The 15,177-nt window shown below is 72.9% G+C and carries 17 protein-coding genes and 1 pseudogene; 9 read left to right on the top strand and 9 right to left on the bottom strand.

The window, feature by feature from the left end; translation table 11 throughout:
* Positions 1 to 44 precede the first annotated feature (44 nt).
* The gene (locus tag SCATT_RS28195; protein WP_014152018.1) at positions 45 to 686 is read left to right on the top strand and encodes a hypothetical protein; all 642 of its coding nucleotides are present in this window, start codon (positions 45 to 47) and stop codon (positions 684 to 686) included.
* 104 nt (positions 687 to 790) lie between these two features.
* On the opposite strand, the pseudogene SCATT_RS39835 reads toward SCATT_RS28195, so the two are convergent.
* Both SCATT_RS39835 and SCATT_RS28185 read right to left on the bottom strand, forming a co-directional pair.
* Positions 791 to 1,296, bottom strand: a pseudogene (locus SCATT_RS39835) (hypothetical protein); the annotation flags it as partial.
* 42 nt (positions 1,297 to 1,338) lie between these two features.
* Positions 1,339 to 1,725, bottom strand: a complete 387-nt coding sequence (locus tag SCATT_RS28185; protein WP_239013383.1) for a GNAT family N-acetyltransferase — start codon at positions 1,723 to 1,725, stop codon at positions 1,339 to 1,341.
* Positions 1,726 to 1,953: 228 nt separating this feature from the next.
* On the opposite strand from SCATT_RS28185, the gene SCATT_RS28180 reads away from it, so the two are divergent.
* A complete protein-coding gene (locus tag SCATT_RS28180) occupies positions 1,954 to 2,427 on the top strand; it encodes a DUF6069 family protein (RefSeq protein WP_014152021.1) in 474 nt (157 codons plus the stop codon).
* A 23-nt stretch (positions 2,428 to 2,450) separates the two neighbouring features.
* Here SCATT_RS28180 and SCATT_RS28175 read toward each other — a convergent pair whose 3' ends face one another.
* Together SCATT_RS28175 and SCATT_RS28170 are read right to left on the bottom strand one after the other, a co-directional pair.
* Positions 2,451 to 2,861, bottom strand: a complete 411-nt coding sequence (locus SCATT_RS28175; protein WP_041824204.1) for a cytidine/deoxycytidylate deaminase family protein — start codon at positions 2,859 to 2,861, stop codon at positions 2,451 to 2,453.
* A gap of 82 nt (positions 2,862 to 2,943) precedes the next feature.
* A complete protein-coding gene (locus SCATT_RS28170; RefSeq protein WP_014152023.1) occupies positions 2,944 to 3,396 on the bottom strand; it encodes a winged helix-turn-helix transcriptional regulator in 453 nt (150 codons plus the stop codon).
* Positions 3,397 to 3,513: 117 nt separating this feature from the next.
* Between SCATT_RS28170 and SCATT_RS28165 the strand changes: the two genes are divergently transcribed.
* Positions 3,514 to 4,779 (top strand): MFS transporter, encoded by a 1,266-nt coding sequence (locus SCATT_RS28165; protein WP_014152024.1) that lies wholly within the window; start codon positions 3,514 to 3,516, stop codon positions 4,777 to 4,779.
* Positions 4,780 to 4,834: 55 nt separating this feature from the next.
* On the opposite strand, the gene SCATT_RS28160 is transcribed toward SCATT_RS28165, so the two are convergent.
* Positions 4,835 to 5,416: an SMI1/KNR4 family protein gene (locus tag SCATT_RS28160; protein ID WP_014152025.1), complete on the bottom strand. Its 582-nt coding sequence runs from the start codon at positions 5,414 to 5,416 to the stop codon at positions 4,835 to 4,837.
* A gap of 218 nt (positions 5,417 to 5,634) precedes the next feature.
* Here SCATT_RS28160 and SCATT_RS28155 point away from each other — a divergent pair, with 218 nt between their 5' ends.
* The gene (locus tag SCATT_RS28155; RefSeq protein WP_014152026.1) at positions 5,635 to 6,519 is read left to right on the top strand and encodes a sigma-70 family RNA polymerase sigma factor; all 885 of its coding nucleotides are present in this window, start codon (positions 5,635 to 5,637) and stop codon (positions 6,517 to 6,519) included.
* 33 nt (positions 6,520 to 6,552) lie between these two features.
* On the opposite strand, the gene SCATT_RS28150 is transcribed toward SCATT_RS28155, so the two are convergent.
* Positions 6,553 to 7,452, bottom strand: coding sequence for a helix-turn-helix domain-containing protein (locus tag SCATT_RS28150; RefSeq protein ID WP_014152027.1), 900 nt, complete (start codon positions 7,450 to 7,452; stop codon positions 6,553 to 6,555).
* A 223-nt stretch (positions 7,453 to 7,675) separates the two neighbouring features.
* On the opposite strand from SCATT_RS28150, the gene SCATT_RS28145 reads away from it, so the two are divergent.
* Together SCATT_RS28145 and SCATT_RS28140 are read left to right on the top strand one after the other, a co-directional pair.
* Positions 7,676 to 8,134, top strand: a complete 459-nt coding sequence (locus SCATT_RS28145) for a hypothetical protein (RefSeq protein ID WP_014152028.1) — start codon at positions 7,676 to 7,678, stop codon at positions 8,132 to 8,134.
* Between the two features lie 112 nt (positions 8,135 to 8,246).
* Positions 8,247 to 9,248: a hypothetical protein gene (locus SCATT_RS28140; RefSeq protein ID WP_014152029.1), complete on the top strand. Its 1,002-nt coding sequence runs from the start codon at positions 8,247 to 8,249 to the stop codon at positions 9,246 to 9,248.
* A 32-nt stretch (positions 9,249 to 9,280) separates the two neighbouring features.
* Here the strand turns inward: SCATT_RS28140 and SCATT_RS28135 are convergent, their stop codons facing one another.
* The 3 genes from SCATT_RS28135 to SCATT_RS28125 form a co-directional block, all read right to left on the bottom strand.
* Positions 9,281 to 10,522 (bottom strand): arylsulfotransferase family protein, encoded by a 1,242-nt coding sequence (locus SCATT_RS28135; RefSeq protein WP_014152030.1) that lies wholly within the window; start codon positions 10,520 to 10,522, stop codon positions 9,281 to 9,283.
* Between the two features lie 132 nt (positions 10,523 to 10,654).
* Positions 10,655 to 11,431: a MerR family transcriptional regulator gene (locus SCATT_RS28130; protein ID WP_014152031.1), complete on the bottom strand. Its 777-nt coding sequence runs from the start codon at positions 11,429 to 11,431 to the stop codon at positions 10,655 to 10,657.
* Positions 11,432 to 11,438: 7 nt separating this feature from the next.
* Positions 11,439 to 12,557, bottom strand: coding sequence for a serine hydrolase domain-containing protein (locus SCATT_RS28125; protein WP_014152032.1), 1,119 nt, complete (start codon positions 12,555 to 12,557; stop codon positions 11,439 to 11,441).
* A 231-nt stretch (positions 12,558 to 12,788) separates the two neighbouring features.
* Between SCATT_RS28125 and SCATT_RS28120 the strand changes: the two genes are divergently transcribed.
* The 3 genes from SCATT_RS28120 to SCATT_RS28110 all read left to right on the top strand — a co-directional run bounded on the left by SCATT_RS28120 (position 12,789) and on the right by SCATT_RS28110 (position 15,159).
* Positions 12,789 to 13,214, top strand: a complete 426-nt coding sequence (locus tag SCATT_RS28120; RefSeq protein WP_014152033.1) for an ester cyclase — start codon at positions 12,789 to 12,791, stop codon at positions 13,212 to 13,214.
* Positions 13,215 to 13,244: 30 nt separating this feature from the next.
* Positions 13,245 to 14,162: an NADP-dependent oxidoreductase gene (locus SCATT_RS28115; protein WP_014152034.1), complete on the top strand. Its 918-nt coding sequence runs from the start codon at positions 13,245 to 13,247 to the stop codon at positions 14,160 to 14,162.
* Positions 14,163 to 14,301: 139 nt separating this feature from the next.
* Positions 14,302 to 15,159, top strand: coding sequence for a helix-turn-helix transcriptional regulator (locus tag SCATT_RS28110; protein WP_041823755.1), 858 nt, complete (start codon positions 14,302 to 14,304; stop codon positions 15,157 to 15,159).
* The last annotated feature ends 18 nt before the right edge of the window (positions 15,160 to 15,177 follow it).

The raw sequence follows: 15,177 nt of genomic DNA, 5'->3' as shown, positions 1-15,177 counted from the left end.
GGCGCGAGCGGGGTCCCTATGCGGCCATGCAGCAGCCTGAATCCATGGCGATGGCCGACGATGAGTTGGTCGCGGCGTTCCCGGCGTGGCTTGCCGAGGATGTTCGTGCGGTGGTGGCCGTGATGCCTGAGAGTGATTCCGCGCCGGCGTCGCCGTTTTCGGTGGTCGTGGGCGACGAGACCGTGGCCATTCCCTACCGGATCCATCCGGACGAGCCGTCCGTCGATGTGGTGCGCGCACTGACGGCGACCCGACGGGCGATCCTGCACTGCCTGTACTCGCGGCACGGCGACGGAGTGGTCCGCCAGCGGCATCTGGAACACATCGTCACGTGCGACGAGCCGTGGGTGGTGCCGTTCGTGGTGCAGCTGGTCGGCGAGTACGTCGTGCAGATCGTGAAAGTCATCAGGCAGGGCCTTGCCGACCTGCCTTCCGGCCGGTCTGCCGGGTATCGGCTCTACGGGGACTTCGTCACGCGGAACCCGGAGTTCTTCACGCTGACCGAGTACAGGGCGGTGACCTACTGGTCCTACCACTACCGGTGGAAGTTCCCGGTGTTCGGCGCGTACCCGGGCTGCCAGGTGCTGGAGTTGCTACGGGCCGCCGCGAGCGACCGGGCGGGCAGGCGGTGGCCCCGGCACACGCCGGCCGGGTTCGGCAGGATGGTTCGCGCCGAGGACGTGTAGGTCCGAGTGCGGGCACGGCCCGGGAAACGTGCCGATGCCGCGGGACCGTACGGCACCGCGGCATCGGCAGGGGGCGAGGAGAGCGATCGGACTGGATTCAGAGAGGAATGGGCCCGCTTCTCGCCCCTGGCGACCGCGAACACATCGGCGGCGTGCGGCAGACGCGGGTACTCGTGCGGGCGCAGGCGTTCACCGAGACGCTTGAACGCCTCACGGTGCGCGCCGACGTCGGCGAGCTTGGCGGGGGAGGCCGCGACGACCCCGTCGAGCGCGGTGAGCAACGCGCGCCGCACCGGCCGGGACAACGACCGGACCCGGGTCGGCTCCGTCAAGGTCACATCCCCGCCCGAGAGCGCACAGGCCGCGCGGAGCACATCGGTCACGGTGTCCACCAGGAGACCGGCGCCGGCGCCGAGGCGGGCGGCGTTGACCACGGCACGGTTCTCCCGCACCGGGAACGCCTCCGGCTGCGGCCCGCCGACGCACTCCGATCCCCGGTGGCGGCGATCAACTCGTCGTGCGCGGCGAGCATACGCGCGTACGCGTGCCGGTAGTTGCCGTACGACGGAAGGGTCAGCAGATCCACCACACCGCTGCCCAACTGGGCGAGCGGGTTTCGCGGGCGGGCGGCGGGTGCGGGGCCGGCCGTTGTTCAGGGGCGTTTCATGAGCCGGCCGGGGTCGGGGCGGAAGCCGAGGGCCTCGTAGAAGGGGACGACGTCGGGGCCGGCCACCAGCATCGTGGAACGCGTCCCGTTCGCGGACGTCCACCGCGTGAGCTCGTCGATCATGCGGCGGCCCAGGCCGCGTCCCTGGTGGTCGGGGTGCACGGCGACATCGACGATCAGCAGGTAGAGGACCTTGTCGCCGACGATCCGGGCCATACCGACCGCCTCGCCCCGGTGGCGGGCCACGACGGAGAACACCGTCGCCTCCAAAGCGACCTGGCAATCGGCGGGGGAGGGGGACCGCCAGCCCACCGATGCCCGCAGCCGCCGGTATTCGTCAACGCTGGGATAAGCCTCTTCGATCCGGTACATGACCGGGGAAGGTTAGGCCCCGTTGCCTGCCTGCTGCCCGGCGCTGACCGGGCCGCTTCCGGGGCGCCGACAACGGGCCACGCGCAGAAGCCGACCGACGGATTCCGGACGACCGCGTACGGCGGGTGATCGTCGTGTCGGTCGGCGCATCCAGACGGCTCGGGCGGGCATCAGGGAAGTAGCCCATCCGGTGCCCGGCCGGCCGACGAGATGTCGCGAGGTGACGCCATGACAGGCCCAGCTGACTACCGTGGTTATCCGGGGTACGACGAACGCCGGGAGTCGGGGCGTCGGCCGACGGTGGCGGCGGGGCGGTTGTGGGCGACCGGGGTCGCCACGGCGGCGGTTGCGGCGTTGGCGGCGGTCGTCGTCACGTTGCTGGTGCGGGGGGTGTTCGGCGTCGCCGTCTTCGCGCCACGGCACGCGGGTGCGTGGGGCGATGCCACCACCGGTTACCTCGCCGCCGTGTCGGCCGGCGCGGCGCTGGTGGCCACCGGGCTGCTCCATCTGCTGCTGGTGACCACCGCCGAGCCGCGCCGCTTCTTCGTCTGCATCACCTCGCTGGTGACGGTCGCGATGATGTTGCTGCCGTTCGCCAACGGGCTCGGTCTCGCCGCCGAGTTCGGGACGGCCGCCGTGTACCTGGCGGTCGGGGCGGCCGTCACCGGACTGTTGTCCGCCGCGGCCGGATCCGTCGTGTGAACGCACCGGCACAACAGCGGTGGTCAGTCGGCGAGTTGGTGGTCCGCCCACACGTAGCTCTCGGGCAGCAGCTCGGTGACGGGGACGGTCCGCAGCTGGTCGTCCGTGCCGACGATGACGCCGATGGCGGGGAAGTAGTCGAGCAGGACCTGGCGGCACCGGCCGCACGGGGGTACGACGCCCCGGTCACGGTCGCCGACGGCGACGATCGTGTCCAGCTCGTAGGCGCCCTGGGCCGCCGCCGTGCCGATGAGGACCAGTTCGGCGCAGGGGCCGCCGGTGAAGTGGTAGGCGTTCACCGCGGTGATGACACGGCCGTCCCGGGCGCGGGCCGCGGCTGCCATGGTGTGGTTGTCGCCCCGGCAACGGGTGCGGGCGACGTGGGCCGCGGCCTGGACGAGTTCGTGGTCGACGTGGTGGGGCTGTGTGGTCATCTTCTCCGCCTCGGTCGGGTGTGAGGCGAGGGTGACCCGGTCGGCGGGGGCGCGCAAGCGGATATGGGCGAGGCCGGTGGCGTCAGCCGGTGGCGAGCTTTTCGACGACCGTGTCGTCCGGGCCGATCGGACGTCCGTCGGCGGAGTGGATCTCCAACGGGCTCAGCGGGCGGCCGTGGTGACGGTCGAGCAGCCGTGAGTGGGGTTCGCCGGGGGCGAAGCAGTGGGTCTCGCCCCATTGCCGGAGGGCGACGATGACGGGGAAGAGGGCGCGGCCCTTTTCGGTGAGGACGTATTCCTGGTAGGGGCTGCCGTCGGAGGCCGGAGCGGTGGTCATCACCCCGGCCTGCTCCAGGACGCGCAGCCGGGTGGTGAGGATGTTCTTGGCGATGCCCAGGCTCCGCTGGAACTGGCCGAAGCGCCGGCTGCCGTCGAAGGCGTCCCGCACGATCAGCAGCGACCACCAGTCGCCGATGGCGTCGATCGACCGGGCGACCGGGCAGGGGTCGGCGTCGAACCGGGTACGGGCAACCATCGGGCTCTCCTCCTCCGTCGGCACGTTCCTCACAGCATGACTGGTTGCAACATACTACCGGCTTCGCCTAGGGTCCAGCAGGTAGCAAGATGCAACCACTACTGGGGAGGGTGCCGTATGCCGAGCGACCACTCGACGGCGGGGGAGCGGACGGACGCGGACGCCGAGGCCGTACCGCCCGGGCCACCCGTACCACCGGGGCCGCCGCCCGCACGACTGGTCCTGCTCTTCGCCGTCGCCTGCGGCAGCGCGGTGGCCAACGTCTACTTCGCCCAGCCGCTGCTGGTGACGCTCGGCGAGCGCTTCTCGCTCGGCTCCGGCCTGCTCGGCTCGATCGTCACCATCACCCAACTCGGATACGCGGCCGGCTTGATCCTGCTCGTCCCGCTCGGCGACCTGATGCGCCGGCGGCGGCTGATCACCGTCCAACTCGCCCTGCTCGCCGTCGCGTTGACCGCCGCCGGGCTGGCGCCCGTGACCGCCGCGCTGCTCTCCGCGCTCGCCGCGGTCGGCGCGCTCGCCGTCGTCACCCAGACGATGGTCGCCGCGGCAGCCTCGCTCACGGCTCCGGCGTTCCGCGGACGGGTGGTCGGAGCGGTCACCAGCGGGGTGATCACCGGCATCCTGCTGGCCCGCACGGTCGCGGGGGTCGTGGCCGACCTGGCCGGATGGCGCTGCGTCTACCTCCTGTCGGCCGTAGTGACCGCGACCCTCGCCGTACTGTTGCGCCGCGCCCTGCCGGCCGGGGAACCGCGGGCGGCCGGGCTGCCGTACCGGCGGCTGCTGAGGTCGACCGTCGCCCTGTTCGCCCGCCACCCGCTGCTGCGGATCCGGGGCGCGCTGGCACTGCTGGTCTTCGCGGCCTTCAGCACCCTGTGGAGCAGCGTCGTCCAGCCGCTCAGCGGCCCGCCGTGGTCGCTGTCGCACACCGCGATCGGCGCGTTCGGCCTCGCCGGAGCGGCCGGAGCCGTGGCCGCCGGGATCGCCGGCCGCTGGAACGACCGAGGGCTCGCGCAGCGGACCACCGGCGCCGGGCTGGTCCTGCTCGCGGTGTCATGGCTCCCGCTGGCGTTCACCGGGCACTCGCTGTGGGCGCTGGCGATCGGCGCGCTCCTGCTGGACTTCGCCGTCCAAGCCGTGCACGTCACCAACCAGTCCCTCATCTACGCGGTGCGCCCGGACGCCGGAAGCAGGATCATCGGCGGCTACATGGTCTTCTACTCGGCGGGCAGCGCCCTCGGTGCCGTCGGATCCTCACTGGCGTACGCCGCGGCCGGGTGGACCGGGGTGTCCGTGCTGGGAACCGCCTTCAGCTGCGCCGCCCTGCTGTTGTGGGCGGTCACCGTGGGCCCGCAGCGGCGTTGGTCACACGGAACGAGATGACGGCGACCGGTCGGCCGTCCCCGTCCCGCCCCGAGGACCGGTGCCCGGCCGCTCCCTACGTGATGTTCTCCGCCGTGCTCGTGACGAGCGCGGCGAAGTCACCGGAGACGGAGCCCTGGGGAACGTCGCCGTCGCCCGGCCACCACTCGTACGCGGTCCACTCACCGTTCCCCCGGGCGCCGTCCGCGTGGAGCAGCCAGTAACAACCGCCGCCGCCGTCGTCGTTGGCGATCACCAGGCAGCGGTCGAGCATCGCGAAGTCACCGATGAAGAAGTCCTCGCCCGGTTCGGACCAGGCGTCGACGAGCCACGCCTCGCGTTCGGCGAACCAGGCGATCTCGTCGGCCTTGAGCAGATCGACCGGGCCGATGGAGTTCCAGCCGTTGCTGGTCAGCAGGAAGCTGCGGTACGCGGGCGGCAGCCGGACCCCGAGCCGTTCCTCGGCGGCCCGGACTTCCTCCTCGGTCGCCGGCTCGCGGCCCAGCCAGCCGGACTCGCGCTGGGTGTCACTCACCGGAAACGGTGCCTGCCCGTCCGCCTCGGCCTGCCGGAGGTAGTCCGAGGCGAGGAACTTGGCGCTGTAGTCCTCGAGGAACCCGCGCCACTCGGCGACCGTCGACGGAGAGGATGGTGACATGCGTGGACTCCTTGGGGAGAACGGCCGGGGGATGGGGGAATCCTCGCACCGGTCCGCGACCCGCCCGGACGCGTGCGGGTGTCTTCATGCCTGTCCGGACACCGCTTGGTGCCTGCGTGTCCACCGACCGGTGCGCGGCGGGTGACCGGCGCCTGAGCAGCCGTGATCGGCTAGCGTCTGACATCGGTCCGACGGATTCCACGACGGGGGTATGACTGGTGAACGACGAGACGTCCCTGGCCGAGCGCTTCGAGGCGGAGCGGCCGGGGCTGCGGGCGGTGGCCTACCGGATGCTGGGGTCGCTGGCGGAGGCCGAGGACGCCGTCCAGGAGGCGTGGTTCAAGCTCGACCGCGCGGACGTGGGCGGGGTGCGGAACCTGGGCGCCTGGCTGACCACGGTCGTCGGCCGGGTCTGCCTGGACATGCTGCGTTCGCGTGCCTCGCGGCGCGAGGACCCCATGCCCGAGCAGGAGGGATGGGTGCGGCTGCCGGACCCGGTGGTCACCGCGTCGGCCCGGGTCGGCCCCGAGGAGGAGGTCCTGGTGGCCGACTCGGTGGGCATCGCCCTCATGGTCGTGCTGGAAACCCTCGGTCCGGCCGAGCGGGTCGCCTTCGTGCTGCACGACATGTTCGACGTGCCCTTCGACGACATCGCCCCGGGCCTCGGCCGCACCGTGGTCTCCACCCGGCAGCTCGCCAGCCGCGCCCGCCGCCGCGTCCAGGGCGCCACCCCGGCCGCCGACACCGACAACGTCCGCAAACGCGGCGTCGTCGACGCCTTCCTGACCGCCTCCCGCGGCGGTGACTTCGAAGCGCTGCTGGCCGTGCTCGACCCCGACGTGGTCGCGCGGTCCGACGGCGGCGCGCTCGTGCCGAGCGTCCTGCGGCGCGGCGCGGCCGATGTGGCGTCCCAGGCCATCATGTTCGCCCGCTTCGCCGCGGAGGCGCGCCCGGTGCTGGTCAACGGCACCCCCGGGGTCGTCGCGTTCGCCGACGGCCGGCCGCTGTCCGTGATGTCGTTCACCATCCGCGACGGGCGCGTCACCGGGCTCGACATCCTCACCGACCCGGAGCGCCTGGCCGGGCTCGGCCTGACCGCCTGACCGCCTGACCGATGCCTGCCGTCCAGCCCAGGATCACCCCCGGGCACCGGCGAGCAGCACGCTGGTCACCTGGTCCGGTACGAAGTCCGACGGGTCGGCCGGATCCGCGTGGGCCCGGGCGCGGCGGAACTGCCCGGGCGTGCGGCCGGTCATGGCACGGAAGGTGTGGTCGAAGTGCGCCTGGTCGTGGTAGCCGGCCTCCGCGGCGGCCCGGGCGCAGGAGCCGCCGGCCTCCAGCAGCCGCAGCGCGCCCTGGAGCCGGACGATCTGCGCCACGGCCTTCGGCGGATGCCCGATCTGCTGGCGGAACCGGCGTTCCAGGGTGCGCCGGCTCCACCCGGTCTCCGCCGCCAGCTCCTCCACCCGGATCCGGCCGCCGGTACGCCGTAACTCCCGCCAGGCGTGGACGACTTCCGGCGACGGCACCGGGCCCTCTGCCAGCCAGGTCGCCAGCACCCGGTCCAGCAGGGCGAACCGGTCGGCCCAGCACGGCAGTTCGGCCAGCCGGTCCGAGAGCTGGCCCACCACGGGCCCCAGCAGGTCGGCGGGGTCCAGCGCGAGGTCCGACCACTCGGCCATGGGCACCCGGAACAGCCGGTAACCGGCGAGCGGGGTGAGCAGCACCGTCACCCCGTGCAGGGATCCGGTGTGCTCGCCGACCGCCGCCCGCACCCGGACGGGGTTGGCCATCGACACCGCCCGCACGTCCTGCCGCGGGTCGACCGCGTCCACCACGCGCACCGGATCACCGAAGCCGATCATCAGCTTCACGATCCCGTCCGGGAGCATCAGCCGCTGCCGGGTACGCCGGACGCCGATGCGGAACCCGCGGTAGCCGAGTACCGGGCCGCGCAGCGGTGCCGCGGGCGGGCACCGGACGAGTTCCGCCTCCGGCTGCCCGGTGCGCTGCGGTCTCCGGGCAGGCGCGTCCATCGGTTCCCCCAACCCCCCGTACCGACGGCGCCGGACGGACGCCGCGGTGATGGTAGGGCGTGGCGAACGGGTCCCGCACCGGGAACGGCCGCCTCCGCAAAAGCGGAAGCGGAAGCGGACCAACCACCTCCGTCGCGGTGACGCGTTCGTACAAGACCGGCGGGCGGGCAGGCCCCAGGATCACCGTCGTCAGCACCGAGTGTTCCTCGTGGAAGGACATCAGATGGCCGGTAAGAAGCTCGCGTCCCGGCTCGGCGTGGTGGCCGCCACCGTCGGCCTCGCGGTCGGCGCCGTGGCGGGCACCGCCGAGGCGAGAAGTGACAACATCTCCACCTGGTACAGCGGCCGTTGCAACACCGTCAACTGGTTCTGCCTGTACTACTCGCCCGACGCCTCCGGGGCCTCGCTGGGCTACCCGCACGCCGACGCGGACATCCACGACCTCGGCAACTACCGGTACGCCAACGACGGTGCCGGCGCCGGTCAGGTGGTGCGCAACAACGCCGCCTCCGCCGAGGACGTCTCCAACTGCAACGTCGGCATCTGGTACTCCACCGACTTCACCGGCGACTCGGAGTGGCTCAGCCCGTGGATGGGCGGCAACCTGACGTTCCTGCGCAACAACGAGGCGTCCATCTCGGTCGACGACAACACCCACTGCCCGGGCACCGGCATGGGCTGACGGTCCCGGTACCGGAGCCGCGTGGACGACCCGCCCGCCGGGTCGCCCGCGCGGCCCGGTCCGTGCGGGGTACTTCCGGCGACGACGGCCGTACGGCCGAGAGGAGAGCGCGATGCGCGAGGCACGCACCGGCGGCCACGACACGTTCCGCCCGCGCGGGGCGAAGGCGCTGCGGACGGCCGGCGTCACCGCCGTGCTGATCGCGGTGCTCGGCGGCTGCGCGGCCCGCACGGCGGTGCCGGGGCCGCCGCCCTCCGGGGTGCCCACCCCGCCGGCGGCCACACCGGTGAGCCGGCTGCACCTGCCGATCGAGGTGTATCTGCTGCCACCGGCGGTGTCGGCGGTCTACGACCGGGTCCGCGGCGGGCTGATCCACGACTGCATGCACGCCTTCGGCCTCGCCTACCCGGCGCCGCCCCGCACCGCCCCCACCCCGGACGAACTGGCCGCCTACACCGTGACCTACCGGCGCTACGGGATCACCGACCCGGCCTCGGTACGGGTGTGGGGGTACCGGGTGCCGCGTCCGGCGCACCCCGCCACGGACCCGGCGGCCGGGGTGCGCCTGGCCGACCTGACCCCGGCGGCCCGGCGGGTGCTGCTGGGTGTGGACCCGGGCACCGGCGCGGTGGTGACCCGGGAGGGCGGCCGGACGGTGCCGTCGCACGGCTGCGTGGGCGACGCCGACCGGCGACTCGGCGGCGGCGACACCACCAGCCCGCAGGGCCCGCAGTCCGGCCCCGGCGGGCTGGTGGCCACCATCAAGCAGGACAGCTTCCAGGCGTCCCGCACGGACCCCCGGGTGACCCGCGTCTTCACCGCCTGGTCGGCGTGCATGCGCGCGGCCGGCTACCACGTCACCGACCCCCTGCGGGCCGCCGCCGGCCTCCCCGCCCCGCGCGACGGCCACCCCGGCCACGCCGAGATCGCCCAGGCCACCGCCGACGTCACCTGCAAGACCCGCACCGACCTGGTCGGCGTGTGGTTCGCGGTGGAGTCCGACTACCAGAACACCGCGATCCACGCCCACGCGGCGGCCCTCGACCGCGTACGCGCCGACCTCGACCGCGAGGCGGCGGCCCTGCGCGAACTGGCCCCCCGCTACACCGGCTGAGCGCATCCCCTCCGGCCAGGGCGGACGCGGACTCAGCGCCAGTCGAAGCGGTACGCGCGGTAGGTGTTGACACCCTCGGGGAAGCGGGCGTGGAAGAGGAGCTTGCCGGTGGGCGAGAACTCGGAGAGGTAGGGGAGGGAACCCCAGCCGACCAGGGTGTGACCGCCGGGCAGGGGTTGGGCGTTGCCCTGTGAGGTGGCGCTGAGGCCGGTGGGCTGGTCGTCGGTGCGCAGCAGGGTCGCCCGGTGGGTGCGCGGATCGAGGCGGAACGTCACGACACGGCTGTAGGGCAGTTCGCTCACGGCTCCCGCGCCGGTGTTGGCCACGCCCGCCGACTCGTTGTCGAAGACGGTGTAGCGGCCGTCACCCAGCGGCTCGGGATCGTGCTGCCAGGCGAAGAACTCGCCCGCGTCGTCGAGCTTCTGCCCAAACGCCGTGCGCAGCGTGAACGAGCTGTGTTTGCCGCCCAGTTGCCACAGCACCCGGCCGCCGCGCCGGTCCGCCTTGTACGTCGTCCAGGTGTTGCGGGCGTCGATCAGCAGGTTGCCGTCGGTGTCCTCCTTGACGGCGTTGATGTGGAACCAGTCCCACGGGGACGTCGCCGACTTCGGCAGCGGCTGCTTGCTCTGCGCGTACGGGACGTGGTCGGCGGCCTTCCACTGGAAGAGCACCTTGCCGGTGGGGATGTCGATCTCCTGCACCACACCGTCGATCACCTGCTGGTCGGCGGGCCCGCCGATGGCCCGCAGATCGGCGGTGCGCTTGGCGTAGGCGAGGATCAACGCGGTGTTGTGACGGGTGATCAGGAACTCGTGGCCGTCGGCCGTGTAGCCGTTGCCGGCGCGCACCTCGGCGACCTTCCGGTAGTGCCGGTCGTAGACGACGTCGACGCCGCTGGCCAACGCCCCCAGGCCGGTCCCCTGCCACCAGGTCAGTACGGGCTCGCCGTGGTAGGTCTGGGCCCGGAAGTCCGCCGCCTGCGTCCCCTGCGGCAGGGTGTGCGACCAGACGACGTGCCTGCCGTCCGGGCTCAGGATCTCCACCCCGGACGCGTACCGCCCGGGAACGCCGTTGGGCGCGACGAACAGGTCACCGCGGTGGGCATCGGCGTGCTGGACCGTGACGCTCAGCGGCGCGAGCGGCAGCGCCCCCGCGGCGGAACCGTGGGCGGCGGCACCGGCAGCGGCCGAAGCGGAAGCGGCCGGCAGCAGACCGGCGGCCATCGAGGCCACAGCGGTGACCAGTACGCGGGCAGACCGAAGTCTCTTGGGCATCGGGGATCCTCCTGGGAAGGGCATGACGCCGTGACCGGCGGGCCCCTCCCACGCTAGGCAGCCACTGTTAACCCACGTCTCGGCGGCGTGACCGGCGCCATAACAATCCGTTTCAGCCCGTCCCGGCCGGCCTCATGGACGGGGGGCGGGCACGCCGGCGGCGCGGAGCCTGGCCTCGGTGAGCGCGGTCAGCCGGGCCGAGACCGGTGCCTGGTCCGCGCGGTGGTGGTTGATCAGCCGGTACTGGGCGGAGGCCCTGGCCCATGCCCGCAGGCTGGCGGGGTCCCCCAGCAGCGCGGGGTTGGCGAGGTAGTGGTCGGCCATCGCGATCGCCAGTTCCTCGATCCTCGGGTCGTCCGGGTCCCAACTCTCCGCCTCCCAGCCGCGTTTGGCCAGGTCCACGAAACCGGGGTCGTCGAGCCCGTTCTCCAGCTGGGTCAGGAAGCCCTCGAACCCCTCCGGCACCAGCGCCCGGGCCAGCACCAGCGCTTCGCGTTGCGCGGCGACGTAGTCGGGGCCGAAGCCGAGGCCGGGCATCCGGTCGAGGACGGCGCACGCCCGGTCGGGCAGCAGGGCCCGGTCGCCCTCGGCGAGCCGGTGCAGCGTGTCGCGGCGCGCGGCCAACTCCGCGATCCGGTCGGTCAGCCGCCGCTCGACGTCGGCGAGGGCGGCGGCGAACCGCTCGGCGCCGGCGTCGAGCAGGGACCCGATCTCGGCCAGCGGCACCCCGGCGGCGGCCAGCGTCCGTACCCGCACCAGACGCAGCAGGTCGGCCGATCCGTAACGCCGGTAACCGGAGCCGTCCCGTTCCGCCTCCTCTACCAGGCCGAGCTTGTGGTAGTGCCGCACTGTCTTCACCGTGACGCCGACGAACGCCGCCGCCTGCCCGATCGTGACTCCGTTGGTCATCCGCTCATCATGCCTCGTGCCCGGGCCCGGCGTGGCCACCGCCGAACACCGCGCCGACCAGACGTTGTTGGGCGCCGTGGAACGCCGCCGCTATGGACACGTCGGCGTCGTCCACGTGGTTCAGCCCGGCGGTCAGGGTCGTGCCGCCGTCGGGTGAGCTGTACATCAGCGCCGCGGAGCCGATGGTGGCGCCGTTGTGGTGGTAGATCACGCCGCCGCGCGCCCCCGTGTCCTGGACGAACACCCCCAGGCCGTAGCCGGCGCGGGGATCGGGCGTGCGCATCTCGGCGAGCAGTGCGGCCGGCAGGAGCTTGCCGCCCATCAGCGCGGCGAAGTAGGTGTGCAGATCCCGGGTGGTCGAGATCATGTCGCCGCCGGCCGAAACCCAGGAGGGGTTGTGACGGGTGACGTCGACCGTCCTCTCCCGCCCGGCGTCCTCGTAGCGGTAGTAGCCGTGGTGGTGCGGCTCGGGGACCTCCGGTGAGGTGCCCGGTGCCACGGTGCCGGTCATCCCCAGCGGCTCCAGGACCAGCCGGCGCAGCTCCTCGGCGAACGGAACGCCGGTGACCTGCTCGACCACCATCCGGGCGAGAACGTAGTTGGTGTTGGCGTAACTCCAGCCGGTGCCCGGCGCGAACCTCGCCGGCCTGGACAACGACAGCCGTACCAGCTCGTCGGGGAGGTAGGTGCGGAACCGGTTGTCCACCCATTCCTTGCCACGCCAGGGGACGCCGGGCGCGAAGGTACCGTCCTCGTGGAGCTCGCCGGTGTGGTTGAAGACACCGCTGGTGTGCTGGAGCAGCATCCGGACCGTGATCCGCCGGTCCAGTCCGAAGCCGGGCAGGTGGTCGGCGGCCGGGGCGTCCAGGCCGATCCTGCCTTCGGCCACCAGCATGAGCACCGTGGTGGCGACGAAGCTCTTGGTGCTGCTGCCGATGCGGAAGTGGCCGTCGGTCAACGGTGCCGTGTCGCCCTCGAGTCGGCGTGCCCCCGCGCCGCCGACCCACTCGCCCCGCTCGTCGTTCACCCGCAACTGCACCCCGAGGAAACCGGAGGCGACGATCTCCTCGATCGCCTGCCGCAACTCCGGGCGGTCCGGACCCTGGACGGAAAAGGGGATGGACATGGTGCTCCTCCACGTCTGCCGTGCCCGGTTCGGTACCGGGCCGCTGCGACGAGCCTCCACCCTGCCCCGAGGTCAACCTCAACGGTGTTCCAGGTCACAGCCACGTGACGGCCAAGGTGGTGCCGGCGTCACCAGGGTCGACCGCGCCTTCCCGGGCCGGCCGTGCCAGGCCACCGTGGTGTTCCCAGGCAGGGTGCGACACAGCCGCCGGAACACCGCAGGAGACAGGTCATGACGGACACCATCGACAAGCTGATCGGCACCTTCTACGAGGCGTTCAGCGGCCGGCCAGAACTGCTCGACGGCATCGTCGCCGACGACTGGGACGACATCCCGGCGGACCCCGGTCAGCCGCCGGGACGTGCCGGGGCCACCCCGCTCATCGAGGGGATCACCAAGGCGTTCGACGGCTTCCACATCGTGGTGCACCAGATCGTCGACGGGCGGGGCGCCGACGGCGACGGCTTCGTCGCCGTCCGCGGGCAGATGCGGGGTGTGCACACCGGCGAGATGTTCGGTGTCGCGCCGACCGGCCGCGAAGTCGGCGTCCGCATCCACGAGTTCCACGAGGTCCGCGCCGGACGCATCGTCCGCACCTGGCACCTGGAGGACTGGCTCGACTGGTTCCGGCAGGTCGACGCCGACCCCGCCCGCTGAACCACCAGACACCAGGAGGAAGCGACACCCATGAAGGCACTGCGTTACACCGCGTACGGCGTCCGACCGGTCCTGCACGACATCCCGGTGCCGGAACCGGGGCCGGGCGAGGTCCTGGTCCGGGTCGCCGGGGCCGCCCTCAACCCGCTGGACGTCAAGATCGGCACCGGTTCGATGCGGGACTTCTTCCCGGTCACCCTGCCCTCGGTGGTGGGCACCGACCTCGCCGGAACCGTCGAGCGGACCGGGCCGCGGGTGACCGGCTGGAGCGCCGGGGACGCGGTGATCGCCCGCACCGATCCCACGGTGGGCGGCGCCGTCGCCGAGTACGCCCTCGTCCCCGCCACCGCCCTCGCCGCGGCCCCGGTCACGGTCCCGCTCGACCGCGCCGCCTGCCTGGCGACCGCGGCGGGCACCGCGTGGCAGGCGGTGGTCGAGACGGCGGAGGTCAAGCCCGGGCAGACGGTGCTCGTCCATGGCGGCGCCGGGGCCGTCGGCGGCTTCGCCGTCCAGTTCGCGCGCAGGGCGGGCGCCCGCGTCGTCACCACCGTCTCACCGGCCGGCGCCGAGATCGCCGCCAGGCTCGGCGCCCACCAGGTGATCGACTACACCACCACCGACTTCCGCCCCGAGGTCTCCGGCGCGGACGTGGTCATCGACCCGGTCGGCGGTGACACCGAGGCCGCCTCCCTCGCCGTCCTGCGCCCGTCCGGCCTGCTCATCGGCGTCAACGTGCCGCCGGACGCCGAGCGCGCCGCCGAACGCGGGGTCCGCGCCGAGTTCCTCTTCCACCGGTCCGACGCCGGCCGCCTCGCCAAGGTCGTCGCCGAAGCCGACGCGGGGCTGGAGATCGTCATCGGCCGGACGGTTCCGCTGGCCGAGGCCGCCGAGGCGTTCGACCACCTCGCCACGGGCCAGGTCAAGGGCAAGGTCGTCGTGCGGCCGTAAGCGGACGGTGGCCGCCGGGCGGAGCGGGCCCCTCCGTCCCGGCGGCACTTCGGATGGCGTCGCGGCCCACCAGGTTCCGGCTCAGGGTGGCGACGGCACCGCCTGCCTCCCGGAGCGGCGATGGCCGAGATATGGAGGTATGGACGTGCGTGAGTTCGGTGAGTTCCTCAGGTCACGGCGTGACCGCGTCCGCCCCGGTGAGGTGGGGTTGCCGGTGGGGGCGCGGCGGCGGGTCCCGGGACTGCGCAGGGACGAGGTGGCCGTGCTGGCCGGCGCGTCGGTCGACTACTACAACCAGCTCGAGCAGGGCCGTGGCGCGCAGCCGTCGGAACAGATGGTGGCGGCGCTGGCCCGCGCGCTCCGGCTCACCGAGGACGAGCGGAACTATCTGTACTTCCTGGCCGGCCGCCCGGTCCCGCCACGGCACAGCCTCTCCGCGCACGTCCACCCGGGCATGCTCGACCTGCTGGAACGGCTGCCCGGCACACCCGCGGCGGTCATCACCGACCTGCACGCCACCCTCGTCCAGAACCGCCTCGCCACCGCGCTCCTCGGCCCGGTCAGCGAGGCCAAGGGCCGCGAGGCCGGCTTCGTCCACCGCTGGTTCACCGATCCCCAGGCCCGCGCCCGCTACCACCCGGACGAGCACGACCACCAGTCCCGGGTCTTCGTCGCCGACCTTCGCGCCGTGGCGGCCCGGCGCGGCGGGGACGAGGAGGTGACCGGTCTCGTCGGTGAACTGCTGTCGGTGAGCGCGGAGTTCGCCGACCTGTGGGCACGCCACGAGGTCGCCGTGCGCCGGGCCGACCGCAAGCGCCTGATCCACCCGGAACTCGGCGTCCTCGAACTGGACTGCCTCAGCCTGCTCAGCGAGGACGGCAGCCAACGCCTGCTGTGGTTCACCGCACCGGTCGGCGGCGACGCGGCCGAGAAGCTCGCGCTGCTCGACGTCCTGGGCAGCCAGGAGGTCACCACCGGCGACCACCGCGTCGGCTGAACCGCGCCACCGTCGGGG

It is taken from the genome of Streptantibioticus cattleyicolor NRRL 8057 = DSM 46488, assembly GCF_000240165.1.
Lineage (GTDB): Bacteria > Actinomycetota > Actinomycetes > Streptomycetales > Streptomycetaceae > Streptantibioticus > Streptantibioticus cattleyicolor.
Note: the sequence above shows the minus strand (reverse complement) of the source record. Positions and strands in the feature narration are given on the sequence as shown.